11 protein-coding genes are annotated in these 19,661 nt (G+C 33.4%); 6 read left to right on the forward strand and 5 right to left on the reverse strand.

The window, feature by feature from the left end; all coding sequences use genetic code 11:
- Positions 1 to 2: 2 nt before the first annotated feature.
- From AC3DU7_RS05965 to AC3DU7_RS05975, 3 genes are all read right to left on the reverse strand, one after another.
- Positions 3 to 1,238, reverse strand: coding sequence for a response regulator (locus tag AC3DU7_RS05965; protein ID WP_488038435.1), 1,236 nt, complete (start codon positions 1,236 to 1,238; stop codon positions 3 to 5).
- A 311-nt stretch (positions 1,239 to 1,549) separates the two neighbouring features.
- Positions 1,550 to 2,764 (reverse strand): response regulator, encoded by a 1,215-nt coding sequence (locus AC3DU7_RS05970; protein WP_488038436.1) that lies wholly within the window; start codon positions 2,762 to 2,764, stop codon positions 1,550 to 1,552.
- Between the two features lie 976 nt (positions 2,765 to 3,740).
- Entirely contained in the window at positions 3,741 to 3,893 is a 153-nt protein-coding gene (locus AC3DU7_RS05975; protein ID WP_488038437.1) for a hypothetical protein, read from the reverse strand.
- Between AC3DU7_RS05975 and AC3DU7_RS05980 the strand changes: the two genes are divergently transcribed.
- The 6 genes from AC3DU7_RS05980 to AC3DU7_RS06005 all read left to right on the forward strand — a co-directional run bounded on the left by AC3DU7_RS05980 (position 3,885) and on the right by AC3DU7_RS06005 (position 16,561).
- Positions 3,885 to 6,701, forward strand: a complete 2,817-nt coding sequence (locus tag AC3DU7_RS05980; protein WP_488038438.1) for a CHAT domain-containing protein — start codon at positions 3,885 to 3,887, stop codon at positions 6,699 to 6,701. The genes AC3DU7_RS05975 and AC3DU7_RS05980 overlap by 9 nt on opposite strands.
- Before the next feature lie 2,009 nt (positions 6,702 to 8,710).
- The gene (locus AC3DU7_RS05985) at positions 8,711 to 10,366 is read left to right on the forward strand and encodes a S8 family serine peptidase (RefSeq protein WP_488038439.1); all 1,656 of its coding nucleotides are present in this window, start codon (positions 8,711 to 8,713) and stop codon (positions 10,364 to 10,366) included.
- A 648-nt stretch (positions 10,367 to 11,014) separates the two neighbouring features.
- On the forward strand, positions 11,015 to 12,439 hold the full coding sequence (locus tag AC3DU7_RS05990) for a hypothetical protein (protein WP_488038440.1): 1,425 nt from the start codon (positions 11,015 to 11,017) through the stop codon (positions 12,437 to 12,439).
- A gap of 92 nt (positions 12,440 to 12,531) precedes the next feature.
- Positions 12,532 to 13,929: a DUF1822 family protein gene (locus tag AC3DU7_RS05995; protein ID WP_488038441.1), complete on the forward strand. Its 1,398-nt coding sequence runs from the start codon at positions 12,532 to 12,534 to the stop codon at positions 13,927 to 13,929.
- Positions 13,930 to 14,369: 440 nt separating this feature from the next.
- On the forward strand, positions 14,370 to 15,341 hold the full coding sequence (locus AC3DU7_RS06000) for a tetratricopeptide repeat protein (RefSeq protein WP_488038442.1): 972 nt from the start codon (positions 14,370 to 14,372) through the stop codon (positions 15,339 to 15,341).
- Between the two features lie 284 nt (positions 15,342 to 15,625).
- A complete protein-coding gene (locus tag AC3DU7_RS06005; protein WP_488038443.1) occupies positions 15,626 to 16,561 on the forward strand; it encodes a tetratricopeptide repeat protein in 936 nt (311 codons plus the stop codon).
- A gap of 66 nt (positions 16,562 to 16,627) precedes the next feature.
- Here the strand turns inward: AC3DU7_RS06005 and AC3DU7_RS06010 are convergent, their stop codons facing one another.
- A complete protein-coding gene (locus AC3DU7_RS06010; protein WP_488038444.1) occupies positions 16,628 to 18,061 on the reverse strand; it encodes a GUN4 domain-containing protein in 1,434 nt (477 codons plus the stop codon).
- Positions 18,062 to 18,584: 523 nt separating this feature from the next.
- Positions 18,585 to 19,454 carry a PhzF family phenazine biosynthesis protein gene (locus tag AC3DU7_RS06015; protein WP_488038445.1) on the reverse strand — a complete coding sequence of 290 codons (870 nt, stop codon included), beginning with the start codon at positions 19,452 to 19,454 and terminating at the stop codon, positions 18,585 to 18,587.
- Positions 19,455 to 19,661: the final 207 nt, after the last annotated feature.

Consider the following 19,661-nt stretch of genomic DNA (forward strand, 5'->3'; position numbering starts at 1 on the left):
TATTAAGAAAATTGTAGAGCTAGGGTGTCAGACATAGGTTTTTGAGGCAAGCAAGAACTAGAAGTTACATATCTATTAACTATTTCTAGAACTTGTTTTTCTCTAATTGGTTTAATGAGATAATCTGTACATCCTACCATTGTTGCTCGAACTCTATCTATTAATCTATTACTGCTTGTTAAAATTATTACTGGTGTTTCTTTTAATGCTGAAATACGACGAATCTGAGCACAAATTTCATAACCATTTGCTATGGGCATGATTAAGTCTAAAAAAATTAGATCGGGTTTTCTTTCTATCAAGGTTATGATTGCTTTAACTGAACTGTTAATTCCGACAAAATCAAAACTGTTAGTAGTGAAAATTTGTTTCATTTGATGGCAAACTATTAGGCTATCATCTATACAGGCAATTAAAGGTTGATTTTTTTTCTCTTGGCTACATTCTCTTTGTTCATGTAACTGTGGATTTATATTTTGTAAGTGGGGAAACATTACGGGAATATCTGGTATTTTTTTGAGCTTAATTAATCCTTTTTGAATATGAGGTAAGAGAAATTTTGCTAGACGAAACTGGTCTGATTTTATTTTACTCGCTATATCTCTTAAACTACGTTGACTGTTGATTAATTTTCCTAATTTATTATAGAGAGTGGGTGATATTTGTTCTTGGAATTGTTCTGGTTGAGATAAAATTATCCCAAAGTTAGGAGAGAAATTTTTTAATCCTGAATTACTCCAATTATACCAATTTTCTACTGCTTTTTTAAGAATACTTTTCGTGTCAATTAAAACTATTGGCCAGTGTAGGATGTTTTTCTTAGTATTTGGTTCAATTTTATAACTTATTTTTCTATGATTTTCCTGCTGTAATATATCAAATAATACTTCTAAAACTATTGATTTAATTATCTTGTCAAACTGTTCTCTAGTAATTTGCTGTTCTTGCAGTAAACTACACAATAATTGATAAACCCAGCAACTATGATTATTATTAATTTGGAAGGGGTCTAAGTTTATCGGATTAATTTTAACTTGATAACGTATGATATGTTGGCGTAATTGCCGCCGAGAATATTGTCCACTACAACCCCAGACTATACGACCTCTAAAAAAATAAAGACTCCACTTATCTGTGGAGCTAGCTACTACATTCAAACTACCTGTAAATTGCTTTCTACTAATAGTAATTAGTCGATTAGTTAGACTCGGATTATTAATATTTGTAGTGGATAACATAAGTTGTCTAAAATAGTAAGATTTGTCACAAACATTTTATACTATAAAATCTAGTATACATAAGTATAATTTTTTGATATTGCTATTTAAGATATTTTTAACTTTATCACAATAAAATACTGACAGTTTTGTAGATGTAGTAGTCAATTCAAATAATATTAGTTTGGGCTAAACTAAAACTTCTATTCCTTTATTCCTTCCTATGTTGCCACCAAAAGCTGATTCTCAAGCGAGATTAGCTTCAAAGTCAGTTTTAGATTAATAATATTACGGTTGTTAAATTTCGATCTAGCTAAACAATTACAAATAACTTATAAGCTTGTTTGATCTGGTTTTTCTGGCGACTTAGGTGGCGACTTAGGAGGATAATTATGTAAATATCGCTTTACTATTGCCAGTATTTTTTTCGGCTCAAGAGGCTTGGTTATATACCCTGTGGCTCCCACCATTTTAGCGCGAACTCTATCAACTACTCCATCATTTCCAGTGATGATAATTATGGGTGTATTCTCAAAAATGGGTACTCGTCGCAATTGAGTACAAATTTCATAACCATTAGCAATTGGCATCATTAAGTCTAAAAAAATTAGATCGGGTTTATTTTCAATAATTATTGGTAATGCTTTAATCGAATCTTTAATTGCGATAAATCTATAATCTGCACTTTTAAGAATTCTCTCTAACATATAACAAATTTGTTTACTATCATCTACGCAAATAATTAATTCTTTGATTTTCGTTGGAGGTTTCTTTTGATTTAGTTCTGGCTGTAATCCTGGACTTCCTTCAATACGTTGTTTATCTGGAACTGATTTAAGAATAATTAATTCATTACGCACATAAGGCATTAAAAATAAAGTTAATTGACGCAAATCTTTATTCATCAAAATAGCTATTTCTCGGAGAGTTCTTTGACCATCGACTAATTTAACGATCGCTTTATAAGAGTTGGGTTTAGCTATTTGTTGTAATAATTTTTGTTTAATAATTTCAGGAACCAAATTAGGAGAATATTCAGTTAAATTAGACTGCTGCCATGCTAAAAATGATTTATGAAGAGAAGGAATTATAGCTTCAGGAGGAATAATTGCAGACATTAAAATTAATGATTTTTCTAATCCTCTTGGAGATAGATTATAAGCTAATAGTTCTTGTGATTGCTGTAGTAAAATATCAAATAAAACTTCTTTGATATTCTCAATAACAACTACTTTAAGTTGGCTGATACTTGATACTTTTTTTCTATATAAAATAGAGAGAAGATGATAGTAATAATAATTAAGATCGTTCTGTTCTCGTAACTTCATATTAGTCAAAGAAATATTCGGGCAAAATTGATTCCAAATCCTATGAAACCTGCGGTTAGGATGTTCGCCACCAGCAGCCCAAACTAGACGACCAACACAAAAGAAGATCATCCAACTGTTCTGAGAACCTTTTACTTCTAACTTACCTGTAAATTGATCGGGAAGCTCATTGATCAACAAATTAAAAAGTTTATTTTTCCGATTTTCATTACTGTTCATTTTTAATAAAAATTGAATAAAGAATTAGGGAAATCAAAATTGATCGCCATAGAATATAAATTTATAAAAAAACATTGTTGACAATTATTGAGTGCAGTATTCTAATGACAATCAAAATCATTTCCTATTTTTCAGTAAAATTTATTGGCAATGTCAAAATGTATTTTTCAGAAAAATCCTTCTGAAAAATACAAGACAAAATGATAAAGATATTTATCTTTTCATGTATTTCTATAATTTCTTAGTTCTTATTTTACACGGAAATTTTTTTATTAAAAATAGTATAAGTCTTGCTCATCCTAAATTAACTCTCTAATACACAAGATTCTCTAGTAAGTAGAATCTGAGATAGACAAAATAGTACAAAATATCTTTTACTTTTAAGAGGATATAGAGTAAGACCCTTAACGAAGTCAGAAGTCAGAAGTTAGAAGTCAGAAGTTAACCCACCCCTAACCCCTCCCAGGAGGGGAAGTAGGGGATTTAAGTCCTGCTCCAAAAATATTTCGCCTTAAAAGGCTGGGTTTTAGACCCAATTATTTTGATCATGCTAAATGGCCAGGTTAAGATTCTATGAGCTTTAACTAGGGCTTGCTGATTAAATCTCAAAGCATTAACAGGTAAAGGTTGTAGTTTTTTAGAATTCAAAAAAGTGCCAGCTTTTCAGTTGAAAATGCTCAAAAAGCTAGTATTTTGAGCTGACTATGGTAGAAAAATCAAGGGACAATTCTTACTCCTACCTCCTCTAAATTTCCATTTATCCTGACTCCTACCTTCTACCCATAAGACTTTTTCAGCAAACCCTAACTAACTATCAGCTATCAGCATTTTTCATACCGGAATGCTCTGTAAACAGCACTTCAGCTTTTTGACCTTTGGTTAAATTCCTGGTAACTATTGCGCCGGATAGCTTAGGAAGAGTTGCTCATCTCCTCCTAAATGTCAAAAAAAGTCCTAATTCTGAGTGCTATTTAAGTTACAGTTTTATCCAAAATCTATCATTTGCCGTAAATTTAGGAGGACTCCTACAGTGAAGAATTCCTATTTCTGCCTTAGTTACTTGAGCGCGATCGCTCTTATTCTTTTTCCAATATCCACCATCACAAATACCTCGAATGTCTTGGCCCAAACTCCTGAAGTGGAAAGTTCGCCAGAATCTTCTGCCTCTAAGACTGAGGCAGATAAGTTATTTGAGGCAGGTGTGGAACAATTTCGGACAGGAAAGTTTGATGAGGCCCTTGAAAGCTACGAAAAAGTTTTAGCAATTCGTAAGGAGCTGGGGGACCAGGCTGGAATTGCCCAAACCCTGAATAATATTGGGGATGTTTATGTTAACCAAAGGGAATACACACAAGCTTTAGATGTTTTGCAACAAGCTTTAACTATTCGCCGAGAAATCAATGACCGCCCAGGGATATCGGAAACTCTGAACTTGATTGGTTTTACCTATCAACGACAGAGGGAATTTTCCCAAGCGTTAAACTTGCATCAAGAGGCTTTAGATATTTCTCAAGCTGTGAAGGATCGGCCAAATGAAGGAGAGTCATTACATAATATTGCTGCGGTTAAGGCCAGTCAAGGACAACTTGACCAAGCACTGGAATTTTACGAACAGGCGCTGACTATTCGTGAAGAAGTGGGCGATCGCCGAAATAGAGGACGTACCCTCAATAATATAGGAGTTGTCCACTTTCGGATGGGTAATTATGACAAAGCTTTGGAAACATATCAAAAAGCTTTAACTGTGCGTAAAGAAATTAATGATAATGCTGGAGTTGGTCGGTTATTAAATAATATAGGTTTTGTCTATCGGGAAAAGGGTGAAGACTCTGAAGCTCTGAAATATTTTCGGCAAGCTGTGGCGATGTTAGAAGGTATTGGCGACCAAAGAAGTGTGGGGCGAATTTATGGTTTTATGGGGAAACTTTATGAAAAGCAAGGAGATGATGCTCAAGCATTGGAGGTTTATGAAAAAGGGTTGGAAGCTGCTAAAGCTGCGGAGGATAAAACTGCTCAATTAGAGGCTTTGAATTATTTGGGTGATGCTTATTATGAGGCAGGAGAAAATGCTAAAGCACAATCAATTTATGAACAAAGTTTAGCTTTTTATCAAGAAGCAGAAGATAAGGCGGGAGAAGGTAAAGCAACTCTTGGTTTAGGGAAAGTTTACAACCGTTTGGGTGAAAATGCTAAAGCCAAGCAAGTTTTACTAGAAGCATTACCTGTAAATAAAGAAGTAGGAGAAAAGTCGGTTATTGTTGCAAATTTGAATGCTTTGGGTGAAGTTAATTATAGTTCTGGTGATTATTCTATTGCTCTGAATTATCACAAACTTGCCTTGGATAATTTACCAGATAAAGAAGATAAAAATGCTGTTGCTATAGCTTATGAAGGAATAGGAGATTCTTTATATCAGCTCAGACAATATCCCCAAGCTTTAGAAAATTTAGTACAAGCATTAGCAATATATAAAGAGAGTGAAAAAACAGTTAAGGAGGGTAAAATTTATGGGCAGTTCGGCACAATATTAGCAGCTCAAGAAAAACCTGAATTGGCAGTGGTTTTTTACAAGCAAGCTGTTAATTTGAATGAAGCTATGCGGAGTCAGGAAAGCCAGAAAAGTTTTTTAGAAAAGCCTGAAGAAATTTATCGAAATTTAGCAGGTTTGCTATTACAACAAGAACGTATTGTGGAAGCTCAACAAGTATTAGATTTGTTGAAAATTCAAGAATTAGATAATTATCTAGGGAATATTAAGGGGAATGAAGCAACAGCAATCGGAGTTAAATTATTAGCTGCTGAAGAACAAATTCTGACTGAAGATACAACAGACATTTTAGAGCGGGAGATTGACAAAAATAATTTAAAAGCGGATTTTCCAGCATTTAAGAATTTGCAAGCAAAATTACAAAAATTACCTGGAACAGTGCTATTTTATCCATTAATTTTGGCAGATAAATTAGAATTAGTATTAATCACAGCAGAAGGTGAGCCAATACACAAAACCGTAGAAGTAAAAGCAGAAGAAATTGAACAAGCGATCGCTGAGTTTCGGCTGACAATTTTGACCCCGGTTGGAGATGTTAAAGGTTCTGCGGAAAAACTCTATAATTGGTTAATCAAACCGATAGAAGATGAGTTAAATAAAGCAAATGCCAATACTATTATTTATGCACCAGATAATCAACTACGTTATCTTCCTTTAGCAGCACTTTATGATGGAGAAAAATGGTTAGTAGAAAGTTTTGGTGTGAATAATATAATTGCAGCTAGTCTAACTAATTTTGAGGCTCAACCCAAGAATCAACCCCGTGTATTAGCAGCAGCTTTAACCGAAGGTAATTATCAAGTTCAGGTAGGAACTCGCCAAGTTGAATTAGCACCAACAACAGTAAAATTAGTTGAAAATTTAGTAGAAACAATTCCTGGCTCTCGTAAACTTGTGAACAATGAATTTAGTTCTGAAACAACAATTAGTAGTTTTAATGACTACAATATTGTGCATTTAGATACCCCCGTTGTCTTGTTAAATGAAGAAACAGGAAATGGGAAACCAGAAGACTCTTTCATATTATTTGGAGATGGCGATCGTGTGACTCTGCGCGATATGGAAAGTTGGTCATTACCAGATGTAGATTTAGTCGTATTAAGTGCTTCTGAAACTAACATTGGCGGACAAATAGGTAATGGGGAAGAAATAGTTGGTTTTGGTTATCAGATGCAAAATGCCGGAGTTGAAACAATAGTTACTTCCTTGTGGCGAGTTAATGATGATTCAGCTCAATTAATGAATACTTTTTACACAGTATTACAAGAAGGAAAAAGCAAAACAGAAGCATTCCGGGAAGCTCAAATAAATATGATTACTGGAAAGGATAAAGAAGCAAATAATCCTTACTATTGGTCATCATTTATATTGATGGGAAATGGATTTTAGACTTTGCTGAAGCGTGTGTATGGTATTACAGTAGTTTTGGAGTTGATGAGGTACAAAATTTTAGGACTTTAGGGAGTAGGGAGTAGGCAGTAGGGAGTAGGCAGTAGGGAAAAAAAGATTAATTTTCAAACTGTACCTCACTATCCGCGCAAAGTGCTGTAATTTTAATTATTTAGAAGTCAGAATTCAGGAGTCAACCCACCCCTAACCCCTCCCAGGAGGAGGAGTCAGGAGGGAATAAAGAAGAAAAAGCTTGATTATTCATTAATGGATAATGGATAATTACCTTAAAAGGGGAGGCTTTAAACCAGAATTATTTAATAATTAATTATTAATTATTAATTATTAATTATTAATTATTCGGTAATATCCTGCTGTTTGAGCTATTTCATCAGTCAAATACAGTAAAAACGACTGTTATATCTATAAATTAGAAACCCGGTTACTGAAATTAACCGAGTTTTTTTGTGGATGTTGCTGGTTTGGTATAATACCAAATCCTGTTTTGAAAGTAAGGTTTATTGTGAGGTAAGGCAGAAGGCAGAGGGCAGAAGCGGTGCGACCCCGCGTCGGCGTGAGACGCAAGCGGTCGGAACCCGCGCCGCCGACAGCTCGCTTGCGGAACGCCGACCAAGAGAGGGAATGCTGACAAAGAGAGGGAATGCGCACTCCTGTGAGGAAGAAGGGTTAGAAAGGAATTTGAAAAACATGGTTTTGAAAACCGGATTTGGTATCATACCAATTTGATAAATATTTGCTACAAATAGCTAGGGTATTTTTTAGAATCCAGAATCCAGAATCCAGAATTAATAGATTTCATACCAGTTTTCAGGTCGTAAATTCTTTTTTTTATCAAAGGGACATTTCCTGCAAAATATTTTTATTGCACTTATTCTTATTATTCGTAAAATTCTTTTTTTAAATTGGTATAACACACAGAAAATTATAGTTGTTTAACTTAAGAATGAGATACTTTTTTAGTTCAAACTATTTCACAGTAAGAAACTTTTGTCTCAATCTAAACTGAAATGACTATAAAATCTAGATAGGGCTTGCTGATTAAATATCAAAGTATTAACTGATATTGGTTTTAGGCAATTTATATCTTGAAAAAGTATGAACTTTTCACCAAGCTTAAGTTAAAAAAGTGAGGATTTTCTGGTGGCAAAAGCCGAAAAATCACTCTGATTATTATGAATGATCGCTAACTCTGTAATTCCCATTTATTCTACCTCCTAACTACTCCCTACAAATAGCAAAAAGACTTTATTCGGCATTTAGCAAACCCTACTTAGGAGTCAGGAGAGAAGAAAGAAGGAGGAAGGAATTAAAAAAAAAGCTTGATTATAGCGTTTCCCAAAGTTGTGAGGTACAGTTATCTTTTTGTCTTTTTATTCCCTGTTCCCTATTCCCTCAAACCTAAAACTTTTTACCTCATAAGTGTGGGAATTGTTATAGTAATATCCTGCTGTTTGAGCTATTTCATAAGTCAAATGTAGTAATGACGACTGTTATTTCTCAGGAATTACGCATGAGCTAGGAAAAACTAGGATTTGAGATTGCTTTCCGTCCGGAATACTCCGCAAACCCTGTTGATCGCAATGACTAAAAAATGACTAAAATACGTTGTAATGCGTAAATACTAATATATATTTATAATAATATATATCTATAAATTAGAAATCAAGTTACTGAAATTAGCCGAGTTTTCTTTGTGCATAACCTCTAATCAATCAGATATATGTTGATGTGACAGAGTTTAAAGTTTCCTTTCATATAATAGAAGAAGAAAGAAGGAAGAAGGAATAAGAAAAAAGCTTGATTAATAATATCCTGCTGTTTGAGCTATTTCATCAGTCAAATACAGTAATGGCGGCTGTTATATCTCAAAGTAACAAATTGCTTAGGAATTATGCTGATGATGAACCTCAGACAGGAAAATATTTTTCCCTATTCCCTATTGCCTGCTATGGACATAAAAATATTTGTACTATCTACCCTAAAAAACTATGTTTCCTTCAAACTATTCTGAAAATTCCACCGATAATCTTCTTCAAGTTATTGATGAGAATAATATTTCTATCATACCCGAACCCAAACAATTAAATAGTTATGAAGATAAAATTTTATATGTTAATAATATCTTAACAAAACAGCAAATTGTTACAGATGAAATAAATTTCCCCCCACAAATAAACAGTAATATTACTCCTTACCCAGAATCTCAAACTGAAGTTATCGAAAACCAGTCCGAAATAGATATACTAACTGGTGAATTCATTACTCCTCAAAGAATAGCCAGCCAAATAAACCTTTTTCCACAGTCAGATGACACCTTGATCGACGCTCGTGATATTGGGGTTTTGAATACCAATCAAATTTGGAATGATTTTGTAGGTGACTTCGACTCCGTAGACTATTATCGTTTCCATTTGAATACAACCAGTGACTTTAACTTATTTTTATCTGGTTTGACTGCAGATGCTGATGTAGACTTGCTCGAAGACAAAAATAATGATGGTTTGGAAGAAATAATTGATTATTCCATTGCTTCTGGCAACGCTTCCGAAGAAATAAATGTGTCTAATTTAAACCCCGGTACTTATTACGTTAAAGTAAGTCAATACAGTGGAGATACAAATTATAATCTGAGTCTGTCAGCAACACCCTCATTTAATTCTGGGCCTTCATTTAATCCTGGACCTTCATTTAATTCTAGTGGTTATAGTAGTATCTATGGATATGGTTTAGTTGATGCAAGTGCAGCAGTAGCTCAAACTATCAACGCACCAACTCCTTTTCCTGAAGCTTTTGATTTTAATAATTGGGATGTCGAAGCAATTAATGCTCCTGAAGTCTGGAATCAAGGTTATACCGGCCAAGGTATTGTAGTAGCAGTGATAGATAGTGGAGTTGATTACAATCATTTTGATTTAGCAGGTAATATCTGGACTAACATCAATGAAATTCCTAATAATGGTTTTGATGATGATGGTAATGGATATATAGATGATGTTAGAGGATGGGATTTTATCAATAATGATAATACCCCGATGGATATTTTTGGTCATGGTACTCATATTGCAGGTACGATCGCCGCTCAACAGAATGGCTTAGGAGTTACAGGAATTGCTCCTAATGCTAAAATTATGCCTGTTAAAGTAGGAAATTTTGAGACAATTACACCTGATAATGCTGCTGCTGGGATTTACTATGCAGTTAATAATGGTGCCCATGTGATTAATATGAGCTTTGGGAGAGATTTTTATTTTCCTGTAGTGAATGATGCCATCCGTTATGCAACAGAAAGAGGAGTTGTGGTAGTTATGTCAGCAGGTAATGATGGTAGTAGTTTTCCTGAATATCCAGCTAATAATCTACAACAATGGGGAATTGCAGTTGGGTCAACAGATATTACAGGCAGAATTAGTGACTTTTCTAACCGTGCTGGGTTAGCAACACTAAATTATGTTGTTGCTCCTGGAGATAATATTTATTCAACTCTTCCTGATAATGATTTGGGAAATCTAAGTGGTACATCAATGGCGGCCCCTCATGTTGCTGGTGTAGCTGCTTTAGTTTTAAGTGCTAATCCTTTTTTAAATCCTGACCAAGTGGAATATATAATTACCGATACAGCTAATTCTAGCCAAGTTATAGTTTAGGGAAGAAGGAAGGAGGAAGAAGGAAGAAGGAAGAAGGAAGAAGGAAGGAGGAAGAAGGAAGGAGGAAGAAAAGACATCTCCTCTAATAAGAGGCAGTAGGCAGTAAGGGGGAATAGCCATTTGCTCCTACAATATTAGATTCTTGCTCCTACAATATTAGATTCTTGCTCCTACAATATTAGATTCTTGCTCCTACAATATTAGATTCTTATAGATTACAGACAACAGCGAAAAAAGCATTTCCTTCTTTCTTCTTAACTTCCACAAATATTGCATAACCTCTAGGAATATAGAAATATATTCCAATTGAAGGGATAAATATCCTGATATTAGAGCAAACTTTTGACCAGAAAAAATGATTATACAATCAACAATAATCAGCATTGTGGATTGAATATCTTACAGGCTAATGTTTTATAGCAGTCTAAGCAAAAGTTAGGACAGATTTAACAATGGATAATGAACAATGGATAATGGATAATGAAAAGTATATCTAATTATCAATTATTCATTAGTAATGAGAGGCTTTAAACCTTTGGGGATTAATTATCAATTATCAATTATCCATTAGTAATACTTCTTTCTTCTACTATAAGCTAATATATCTGAATAATTGTCCATTTTTATTTATCTGAAATCTAAAAGTGAATGGGTAGTGCTTCTAAATACTGGAAACAGATTAAAATTAATAGTTCTGGGTCTCGTCAAATCCTGGAAATTACGGAGGCAAAACAATTTTTTACCTTAAATTTTCCAGAGTATGTAACAGATAGTGATGTTTCGGACATTAATATTCAGCGTAAACTTTTAGCATGGGTGCAAGATAATTCAGATATTAATCTAGAGAGAGATTCTTTATTAGCAGAACGCTGTCTTCTCTGTTTTATATCTTGGCAAATTGACCGAGTTTGTCAACAATTAGCAGCTAATTTTGGTAAAAATTATGGCTTTACTAGCCAAAATTTATTTCCTTATGTTTTAACTGATGATGGCAGAATCTCTAGTCAAAAAAATAAAACTTCTTCTTGTTCTTTTGCCCAAGAAATTCTCCAAAGTTTTAACCCAAATCAAAGCAATTTAGCTAGTTGGACAACTAGAAAAGTTAAACAGCATCCTGAACTTAATAGTTTCTTACTAGAATGTGGAGTCTATTTAATTAGTGATTGGGCAATTCTGAATGATACTCCTCTCAAACAGCTAGAGAAAATCTTCTCAGTCTTTTATAATTTTACTGCTTTTGAAACTCGGGAAAGTATAGATATTTTATCAAGTTATCATGCTATTTATCGGGCACAACGTCGCCAAAAAAGTTTATCAAGAATGGGGAAAAAATGCTTACAACCAACTACAGAACAATTAGAACAAATTTCTAAATTGATCGAGACTAAAACTGGTAAAAATATTTCTCTCAAGCAAGTATTGACTAAATTGCAATACCTGGCTTCTCAAGTACGAGAATATCGAATTGCTGTGAGAAGTGGTTCTCTACCGACAATACCATTAGATACTTCTAACCATAAATCTTTAGACGATCAGATTTCTCTTGTTCAAGAACAAGAAGCTGATACTATTGATGAACAAAATGAATTTCTGAGCAATTATAGAAAGCAATTTATTTTGAGTTTAGATGATGCTATAGCTAAAGTAACAGATTCTTGGATGCAATTATTAAAAAGAAGAAAAAACCAAAAGTTTGAACAATTTCTCCAAGGATTACATCTATATCATTGTCAAGGAAAATCAATGACAGCAATTGCTCAAGATGTGGGTTTGAAAGCGCAATATCAAGTAACTCGTTTACTAAAACTAAAATCTTTTCGGGCTGATATTAGACAGGAATTATTAATTAGTTTGCGCGGTCGGATCTTAGAAATTGCTCAAGACTATGCAGATCCAAAACATCTAATAACTATAGACAAAAAAATAGAAATTGCTCTAGATGAACAAATAAATAGAGTATTTCAAGAAGTAGAATCAGAGAGTTATAAGTCTCAATCTAGTCCTCAAGCAAATTTATTTGCTCAAAGAGTTTGTCACCATCTAGATCGATTGAATTATTGTAATTTATCTTGAAGAAGGCAGTAGGCAGTAGGCAGTAGGGAAAATTACATGGGTATTAAACCTGCAAAAGAAAATATAAAACTTATTATTAAGGAACAAATTAAATGAAGAATGAACTAACTAATAAATTAGAAGACTTGCTAGATTTTCAGGGCATTACTACAGAATCTATTCATTTATCATTAGATAAAGTTGAGCAAGCTATCAAAATTAGCAATCAAATCCCTAACGAATTGCGACAATGGCAAACATATTTAAATGGGTTAGCTTTGTTCGGATTTGAACAATGGTTAGAAGAACGAAACACAGATAATTTAACAGTTAATTTAGCTGATGCTTCTATTTTTAATCCAGCTCTTTCTAACTCAATTCCAGCCGTTTGTCATCTGAATATTAATCAGTTTAAAGTTTGTTTAATTACTCAAGGTAGTTTTATAGATGAAGAAATTAGTTTACCCAGAGCAGTAGTAGATTTACCAGAGTTTGCCCATCATTTATATGTAGTGGTGGAAGTACAAGAAGAACTAGAAACAGTTGTGATTAATAGTTTTATTTCTTATACAGATTTAATGCGCAATAAAACACAGCTTAATCTAATGTCAGATGAAGATTGGAATTATCAAATACCCTGGAGTTGGTTTGATACAGAAATAGATAATTTATTACTTTATCTTCGTTGTTTGGATGTAGCAGGAATTCCCTTGCCAGAGGTACAACCTAATTCCAATAATTTAGCTGTAGCTAAAGCTGAATTAACAAAGTTATTACCTCAACTATCGGAACAAAGCTTATGGGAATTTTTTGATTGGGAACAAGGAAAAACTATCCTCACTAATTCGGAGTTATTAAATTGGATATATAATTGGCAATTGCAAGTCGAAATAGAGCAGGGGAATATACCGAATAACTTAGTAGAAATTACAGAAAATTCAGAAAACTCTTTAAGTAGTCTGAGTAAATATTTACCAGATTTACTTAGTCTTTTGACTGAACCTACAATTAATGTGGGGCGTTGGTTAAAGAATGAATTAGATGATTTTGCCAATGAATTATCCTGGGTTTTATTACCAGAATTATCGGTACTATCTCCCATGAGGGGAATATCTTCTCCTACAGAAGAAATTGCTGGAATTATCAGAGATCTGCCCCAAAATGGTGTATGTATTCCTCCTCATGCTAGGGTTGCTTACCATGATTTATTATTAGCTGGAATTCCTTTAAGATTGTATGCTTTAACTTGGTCTTTAGTCTCAGATTCAACATTAGAATGGATGCTGCTATTAATATTAAGTACACCTACAGGGATAGGTTTACCGGAAAAAATACAATTACGGGTTAGTGATGCAACGGGAATTTTAGTTGAGCAGAAGTTAAATTATAATGAGGATGATTTTTATATATTTACTAATGTTGTAGGAAGTTGGAATGAGAAATTTATTGCTACAGTTTATTTAACACCAGAAGATCGGGAGACTTTTCCCCCTTTTGAATTTAATCCTTGAAGAAGACAAAGGGCAGAAGACAGAGGGCAGAAGGCAGAAAGGAAAATTTCTTATCAATTCAAATCCCAAACAATTTTAGGTGCCCCCCATTGACGGAAAAATTGGGTAGTTACGCCTCCTCTTTTAAGGAAATAAAAAAAAGGATATTCCGTAGTTCACTTCAGCTAGAGGTACTGAAAACTGGAAATTGATAACTGAAATGATCGTGGGGTATTAAACCCGCAAAAGAAAAGATAATTTTGATCGCTTTGGCATTATCCAACTTTTAACTTTTAACTTAATAATTAATAACTTCCGTGTTTTGAGTTGATCAAATCTTACTTTTGACTCTTGACTTTTGACTTTTGACTTCCGTTAATGTACTGCATAACCTGTCAAATTTGAGAAATAGAGTAGTTTACAACCGGAAAATTACCAGCATTCTTCTGGAGGAACTACTTATGGTGTCCACTGCTATCAATTCTACAGAATTAAAACAACTATCTCAAGCAGGCGATCGCTTATTCGATCTGGGACAATTTGAAATTGCATTAAATACTTTTCAGGAAGCGTTAAAATTTGTCCCTACATTTGAGCAACAAATAAATATATTAAACCGCATTGGATTAGTTTACCGTCGTCTGGAAAAATATGATTGTGCTTTAAAATATCTTAATTTAGCCTTGCAACTTGCTCAAGAAATTGGCGACCAAAATCGAGTTGTCATGATTTTGAATGATATTGGCGAAACTTATTGTTTATCTATAGAATATAGCTCTGCCTTAAGATACTATGGTCAAGCTTTAGAAATTGCCCAATATTCTTCTAATTTATTGGGTATTGGTATAGTTCTTAATCATTTAGGTGAAATATACAATTTATTAGGGTTATTTGAAAAAACTCTTAACTGTTGTCAAAAATCTCTAGAAATTTTCCAACAATTTGAAAGAAAATCAGAATTAGATAAATTAGCTGGCCAAATTAATATTGCTACAGCTCTTTATAATATAGGAGAAGCTTACTTGTGGATGGGTCGATATAGGCAAGCAAAAGAAATTCTAGAACTTACTTTAGCTATTCGTCAGAAAATTTGCAAAGTAACTTTGAATAGATTTAGTAAAACGCCAGATTCTTTAGATAGAAAGATTATCCATAATAATTATCCTAACAGTAAAAAATCATCTCAAACAAACCAGCTACTTCAACAAGAAAAAATTTGCTTTAGTCAAAGTGTTATCTCCCAATATGAAGCGGACTTAGGTAATACTATAAATTTAATCGAGAAAGTTTATCGCTATATAGGTCAACTACGAAAAGCAGAGAAGTATCGTCAACAAAAACTTGAAATTTGGCAAAGTTGTGGTGAAAAGTATGTAATCTACAATACCTATATTTTGCCCTTTTATTTAAGATTTCGTTGTAATTATGCATGAAAATAAATTCTCAAATTAGTTGGCAATATTTTTCAGACAAATTTCATAAAATATAGTTTGTCAGTGGTTGTTTTTTTCCAAAAAAATATAGTGTAGCGCTACGCGCTAGGGAACAGGGAACAGGGAACAGGGAACAGCCGACTTTCAAAGGCTTTCAGGATTTATAAATGTCCTAACCTTAATGCGTAGTGCTATAGTATAGCTACTTTATAATTAACCAGTGAATCGCTCAAAAAGTGAACTTTATTTAATCAGGAAGCAATACTATGACAGGGAGCAATACGATGAAATCTTATCCTAGCCATCAAAATGAATTAAAACATCTATCTCAAACTGGCGATCGCTTTTATAGTATCGGTCAGCTAGAAACTGCATTAAAAATATTTCAAAAAGCTTTAGAAATTTCGAGATTAATTAATAACAAAGAACAAAGACTAGATCTTGTTTATCGGATTGGATTAGTTCACTATAAAATAGGAGAATATGCTAATGCTCTTAAATATATAGAACTAGCTTTAGAACTAGCAAAAAAAATAGATAATGAAGCAAAAGTTGCCACTCTATATAATAAAAAAGGAGAAATACATCATATTTTACGAGAGTATTCTACTGCTTTAAAATGTTATTCACAAGCTCTAATAATATTCAGGGAAACAAAAGATGTAGTGGGTATGGGCAAAACAATTAATAACATTAGTACTATTTATAATTTAACTGAACTATCAGCTAAAGCCCTAGAGTATTCTCGTAAATCTTTAAATATTTTCCAAAAGCTCGCTCAATCGGCAAAAAATGATAAATTGACAATCCAAATCAACGAATCAATCGCACTACATAACATGGGAGAAGCATATTTTCTCATAAGTAGACCTCGTCAAGCTAAAGCATTTTTAGAACTTGCTTTAGAGATTCGGCAAAGGCTATGGGAAGATTCTCTAGATCGGTTAGCACTAACAGTAAATAATCTTCCTAAAATAGAAAAAAATCTTCATTCTCTCCATATATATCCTCACAAAATGGCAACTTATGAACAGAAAGAAAAAGATGGATTTTGCAGAAGTATTTTTGCTGAATATGGTAACAATTTAGTAAAAACTCTTGATTTGATGGAAAAAGTTTACCAAAATATAGGGCAAGACCAGCAAGCTAAAAATTATCACCAACAAGCGATGGAAATTCGTGAAAAAGTTAATAGCAATTCTTGGTTAGTTACAGCTTAAAAAGCATTTTTTTACTCCCTACTCCCCTGCTCCTCCACTCCCCCATTCCCTCACGCCTCTACTTCCTTAGATTTGACAAATATTAAGTCTTTTGACCATAGTAGAAAATAACTTTTCTAACTCCATAAACCATACCCAGTTTCCACTCATAGCAAACATTGCAGGTAAGTGACCCTGGGGGGCCTTTTCTAAATCAAACATTAAGTTATCGTAGTTAGTCCAACCAATTATTGAATGCCAACCCAAGCGATCGCCGAATTTTTCATAAATTAAAAAAAATGTTTGAACAGTCAAACTTTCCCAAATCTCTTTTTGCACAGAAAAACCAAACTTACCATTTGAATATTTTGTCCAAAGTTGATTAATAGTCCGTAGATCTGTGCAAGGTAAATTATTAATTGAATCAACATTTAATTTCTTTCTATTTTCTCTATTAGCGATTTTTAACATTAATTTTGCTGTTTCTATATCCGCTTCTCGCCACTTTCCAGTAGCCAATAGATCGCACAACTTACTATAATCAACTCCCCTGTCTGAATTTAAGTTTACTTCTGGAATAGATGAAGAATCTACAAAATTACTTACCTGTTTTTCTGGCAATGAAACATCGAAATTCTTAGGTTTAATCAATGCCATAATTTCTGCCACTGACTGAAATCTTTTCTTCGTTGCTCCGACAATCATCCGGTCTAATAAACCACCCAAATTATCGCTAATAGGAGAGGTTAAAAAATCTCGCCAGACCCAATCATTTTCACTTACATCAAATAATTTAAAAGGTTCAACTTGAGTCAATAAATGAATACAAGTCACACCCAAACTATAAATATCGCTAGCAAAAATTGACTTGCCAATAGCTTGTTCTGGCGCAGCATATCCAGCAGTTCCAATAACTGTTCCCGTCACCGCCAAAGCAGCACGAGTTGCAAATTTAGCTGCCCCAAAATCCACTAATACTAATTCACCTTTTTTCTGGGAAAATAGAGGTCGCTTAATAATATTATCCGGTTTAATATCCCGATGAATTACCTCTTGAGAATGAATAAATTCTAATACTGGTAATAAATCATTTAATAACTCCCAAATCTGAGTTTCATTAAACGCTCCTACTGTTTCTAACTCCTGCTGTAAATTTTGCCCCTCAATAAATTCTTGAACTAAATATTGACGATTATCTTGAGTAAAAAATGCCAGTAATTCAGGAATTTGAGGATGTTTTCCTAAACCCTCTAATCTAACTGCTTCTTGAGCAAATAATTCTGCTGCTTTTTCCATATTTTGTCGGTCTTGAACTTCAGGAAAAAACTGCTTAATTACACAAAAAGCTTGAGATGGTTTAAATTCATCTACTGCTTGAAAAGTTCTACCAAAACCACCTTGACCGATAATTTTAATGGCACGATAACGTTCTGCTAAAAGTAATTTTGACCCGCATTTATGACAAAATTTTGTATCAGAAGGATTTTGATTTAGACATTCAGGATTTAAACATTGGCTCATAATTTAGACCAGTTATAGAATTTCTCAAAAATTTTTCTACATTTAATTGAGTAGGGGAGCGGGGGAGTAGGGAAGTGGGGGAGTAGGGGAGATTGAAGTAATTATAGAATTATAAACATATATTATATAACCGGATTTTATATTACTACAAACCAACATCATGCTTATTAGGTGGAAAGAAAAAAATTTTTCCGACTGAGCTACTAACTTGTCATATTAAGTCCGAATAATTATATAGCAATATTATTTGAGTTGTGAGATATTGAAAAATTTTAGGGAACACCGGGTCTGGGAACAGGAAACAGAGAAGAAGAAAAAAACATATTATATGAATATAATAATTGCTATATTCTATACTTTTAAGTCACATCTCAATTCTCACAACTCATTCCTGATTGCTATATCAAGTCCGCACTTTATTGTTTGTGTAAACTCATAAGTGAATATCTACAGTAAATTTAAGTTTTTTCTCAATATTAAACCTTCTTCCCTCTTCCCTCTTCCTTCTTCCTTCTTCCTTAATTTAAACAAATTCTCCTTGAGCGATCATGATAACTTTACCACCAACAAATACTTCTATTCCTGCTATTTTTTTCTCTGCTTGTAACAATAATAAAGAAGGTCTATTAATTTCATATCCCTGTTCTACCCTAATATTAATTTTTGCCTCACCAAAATAATTATACTCGGCTAAATATCCTGCCAAACAACCATTAGCACTGCCTGTTGCCGGGTCTTCAGTAATGCCTAAATATGGTGCAAACATTCTCACACTTAAATTATTAATACTATTGTATGTCTCTGGGCAAAATATTAAAATCTCTGTCACTTTTGCTATCTGAATAAACTGATAATATTTATCCAAATTTACTTGAGCTTTCTTCAATGCTTTGAGATTTTTCAAAGGCACAATGATAAAAGGAACTCCTGTCGAAACTTCCTGAATAGGAAACCTCATATCTAGATCGCCCGCCTCTAAATTTAATACTTCTGCTAAAGATTCAATTTGATATTTTTGAGCAAAAGTAGGCACATTCTGACGCATCCATAAAACTTCACCTTTCCAACTCACAGTAATTTGCCCTACACCCAGATTTAAAATGACTTTTTCCACCGAATTTTTAATAATTTCTCGTTGAATAATATAGGCAGTTCCTAATGTTGGGTGTCCTGCAAAAGGCAATTCTTTAGTAGGAGTAAATATCCGTACATCATAACCATTATTTCGTTGTGTTGAAGATAAAATAAAAGTAGTTTCTGAATAGTTCATCTCTCTGGCAATTTGCAACATTTCATTATCAGAAAGATTCTCAACTTCAGAACCTGTAAATACAGCCAGTTGATTACCAGCATATTTAGTTTCAGCAAATACATCTACAATATAAAATTTCATAGTATTTTTTTATTCTTACTTACTTACAGAAGTTTTTGAGTTGATAAGGTACAAAGTTTTATGCTTTAGGGAACAGGCAACAAGCAACAGGAAATTAATAAAAATTATATATAGCAATTCCCATACTGGTGAGGTACAAAATTTTAGGCTTGAGGGAACAGGGAACAGGGAACAGGGAATAAAAAGACAAAATATAACTGTACCTCA

It is taken from the genome of Okeania sp. (assembly GCF_983059655.1).

Coding starts and splice junctions, on each gene's coding strand:
- AC3DU7_RS05965 (WP_488038435.1), bottom strand. CDS start 1,238: ATGTTATCCACTACAAATATTAATAATCCGAGTCTAACTAATCGACTA.
- AC3DU7_RS05970 (WP_488038436.1), bottom strand. CDS start 2,764: ATGAACAGTAATGAAAATCGGAAAAATAAACTTTTTAATTTGTTGATC.
- AC3DU7_RS05985 (WP_488038439.1), top strand. CDS start 8,711: ATGTTTCCTTCAAACTATTCTGAAAATTCCACCGATAATCTTCTTCAA.
- AC3DU7_RS05990 (WP_488038440.1), top strand. CDS start 11,015: ATGGGTAGTGCTTCTAAATACTGGAAACAGATTAAAATTAATAGTTCT.
- AC3DU7_RS05995 (WP_488038441.1), top strand. CDS start 12,532: ATGAAGAATGAACTAACTAATAAATTAGAAGACTTGCTAGATTTTCAG.
- AC3DU7_RS06000 (WP_488038442.1), top strand. CDS start 14,370: ATGGTGTCCACTGCTATCAATTCTACAGAATTAAAACAACTATCTCAA.
- AC3DU7_RS06005 (WP_488038443.1), top strand. CDS start 15,626: ATGAAATCTTATCCTAGCCATCAAAATGAATTAAAACATCTATCTCAA.
- AC3DU7_RS06010 (WP_488038444.1), bottom strand. CDS start 18,061: ATGAGCCAATGTTTAAATCCTGAATGTCTAAATCAAAATCCTTCTGAT.
- AC3DU7_RS06015 (WP_488038445.1), bottom strand. CDS start 19,454: ATGAAATTTTATATTGTAGATGTATTTGCTGAAACTAAATATGCTGGT.